The 2703-nt window shown below is 67.3% G+C and carries 2 protein-coding genes; one reads left to right on the top strand and one right to left on the bottom strand.

Annotation, left to right across the window (positions count from 1 at the left end; genetic code table 11):
• Positions 1–41 precede the first annotated feature (41 nt).
• Positions 42–842, bottom strand: coding sequence for a class I SAM-dependent methyltransferase (locus tag ACFU7D_RS29270; RefSeq protein ID WP_378729847.1), 801 nt, complete (start codon positions 840–842; stop codon positions 42–44).
• A 363-nt stretch (positions 843–1205) separates the two neighbouring features.
• Here ACFU7D_RS29270 and rpsA point away from each other — a divergent pair, with 363 nt between their 5' ends.
• Entirely contained in the window at positions 1206–2687 is a 1482-nt protein-coding gene (rpsA, locus tag ACFU7D_RS29265) for a 30S ribosomal protein S1 (protein WP_008361841.1), read from the top strand.
• Positions 2688–2703 lie beyond the last annotated feature (16 nt).

The raw sequence follows: 2703 nt of genomic DNA, 5'->3' as shown, positions 1-2703 counted from the left end.
CTCCGGGCCCGCGCTCGGGTTTTCGCCGTAACCGGCCCTGTCTAGCTGCTGGTCAGGTCGGCACCGAAGATCGCGGTCCCGGGGGTCAGCAGGCCCCTGGTCCGTGACCAGCCGCCCCAGACCCGCTCGTGGTCCTCGGGCCACTCGGGCTCGACCAGGTCGGTGATCTTGAACCCGGCACCGGCCAGCAGCGAGACCCAGTCCCCGATGGTGCGGTGGTGCTCGACGTAGGACACCTTGCCGGTCTCGTCGTCGACCTCGACGTAGGGCGTGCGGTCCCAGTAGGACTGCGCGGCGATCAGGCCCTCGGGGCCGGGGTCGTCGGGGAACATCCACCGCGTCGGGTGGGTGATCGAGAACGCGAAGCGGCCGCCTGGCCGCAGGACGCGGGCGGTCTCGGCGATCGCGTGGGCGATGTCGCTGACGAACTGCAGCGCTCCGAAGGAGCAGAAGACCACGTCGAAGGAGCCGTCCGCGAACGGCAGGTCGGTCGCGGTGGCCTGCACCGCCGGGACGACCACGCCGGTCTGCTCGTCGAGGCGCCGGGAGTGCTGGAGCTGGCGGCCCGAGAGGTCCAGGCCGATCGCGCGCCCGCCCTGGGTGTTCACCCAGCGGGAGCACTGACATGCCCCGGAGCCGAGCTCGAGCACGTCCAGGCCGTCGACGTCGCCGAGGATGCCGAGATCCGCCTCGGTCAGGCCCTCCGGGCCCCAGACGAACCCGGCCTCGCCGAGGAACGGTCCATGGGTCGCCTGGTACTCGTCGGCATAGCGGTCCCAGTCGGGGCCGTTCGCGTGGCGCGACTCGGCCTCGCCGACCGTACGCCTCTCGGCTCTGACCACGGGGCCGGTCGTTCCGAAGGTCTCGATCGCGCCGAAGCGATGTCCTGAGCCTGTCGAAGGGGGATCGATGGGCGCCTCCGGTCGAACGACCGGGCTGATGGCTTGGTCCACCCCTACAGCGTAGGCCCAGCGCGGTGACGTCGACAGTTGGACGGAGCCTGTGACGGGAGCGTAGGCTAAGAAACTGCGTCTGAAGTCTGCCCGGGTCCCAGACCTAGTGGACCTTGGCTTGCTACCTCTACCGCCGGTTCGCGCAGGGCGACGAAGCCTGTTTGTGCTGGTGCCGGTGAGGGGCTGCCGACCCGAGACTTGAGCCGTGTGTGACCCGACGATATCTGTCCACCCAAGGAAACCACCTCCCTTATGACGAGCACGCTCAACATTCCTCTTCCCGACTACGACGCGCCTCAGGTCGCGATCAACGACATCGGGTCGGAAGAGGACTTCCTCGCCGCGATCGACGAGACCATCAAGTACTTCAACGACGGCGACATCGTGGACGGTGTCATCGTCAAGGTCGACCGGGACGAGGTCCTGCTCGACATCGGTTACAAGACCGAAGGTGTCATCCCGTCGCGCGAGCTGTCGATCAAGCACGACGTCGACCCCTCCGAGGTTGTCGAGGTCGGCGACAAGGTCGAGGCCCTGGTTCTCCAGAAGGAGGACAAGGAAGGCCGCCTGATCCTGTCCAAGAAGCGCGCGCAGTACGAGCGCGCCTGGGGCACGATCGAGCAGGTCAAGGAGGAGGACGGCGTCGTCGAGGGCGCGGTCATCGAGGTCGTCAAGGGTGGTCTCATCCTGGACATCGGCCTGCGTGGCTTCCTCCCGGCCTCCCTCGTCGAGATGCGTCGCGTCCGCGACCTGCAGCCGTACGTGGGTCAGACCCTCGAGGCCAAGATCATCGAGCTCGACAAGAACCGCAACAACGTGGTCCTTTCGCGCCGTGCCTGGCTCGAGCAGACCCAGTCCGAGGTTCGCCACGGCTTCCTGACCCAGCTCCAGAAGGGTCAGATCCGCAAGGGTGTCGTCTCCTCGATCGTCAACTTCGGTGCGTTCGTGGACCTCGGCGGCGTCGACGGTCTCGTCCACGTCTCGGAGCTGTCCTGGAAGCACATCGACCACCCGTCCGAGGTCGTCACCGTCGGTGACGAGGTCACCGTCGAGGTTCTCGACGTGGACATGGACCGCGAGCGTGTCTCCCTGTCGCTGAAGGCGACCCAGGAGGACCCGTGGCAGCACTTCGCCCGCACCCACCAGATCGGCCAGATCGTCCCGGGTAAGGTCACCAAGCTGGTGCCGTTCGGTTCGTTCGTCCGCGTCGAGGAGGGCATCGAGGGCCTGGTGCACATCTCCGAGCTGGCCGAGCGCCACGTGGAGATCCCCGAGCAGGTCGTCCAGGTCAACGACGACGTCATGGTCAAGATCATCGACATCGACCTCGAGCGCCGTCGCATCTCGCTCTCGCTCAAGCAGGCCAACGAGACGGTCACCTCGACCGACGTCGAGGAGTTCGACCCGACGCTCTACGGCATGCCGGCGACGTACGACGACCAGGGCAACTACATCTACCCCGAGGGCTTCGACCCGGAGACGGGCGAGTGGCTCGAGGGCTACGACGAGCAGCGCGCGAAGTGGGAGGAGCAGTACGCTCAGGCCCACGCTCGCTGGGAGGCCCACATCAAGCAGCAGCAGGAGGCCGCCGAGAAGGCTGCCGAGGCCGGCGAGGCCACCTCCTACTCCTCGGGTGGCTCGGTCGACGAGACCGTCTCCGAGGACGAGGGCGGCTCGCTCGCCTCCGACGAGGCGCTGCAGGCTCTTCGCGAGAAGCTGACCGGCGGTCAGTGAACGCGTGAGCTGACGC

Source organism: Nocardioides sp. NPDC057577 (genome assembly GCF_042801335.1).
Taxonomy (GTDB): domain Bacteria; phylum Actinomycetota; class Actinomycetes; order Propionibacteriales; family Nocardioidaceae; genus Nocardioides.
Note: the sequence above shows the minus strand (reverse complement) of the source record. Positions and strands in the feature narration are given on the sequence as shown.

Excerpts from the sequence above, each read along its gene's own strand:
- rpsA (WP_008361841.1), top strand. The coding sequence starts at position 1,206 with ATGACGAGCACGCTCAACATTCCTCTTCCCGACTACGACGCGCCTCAG.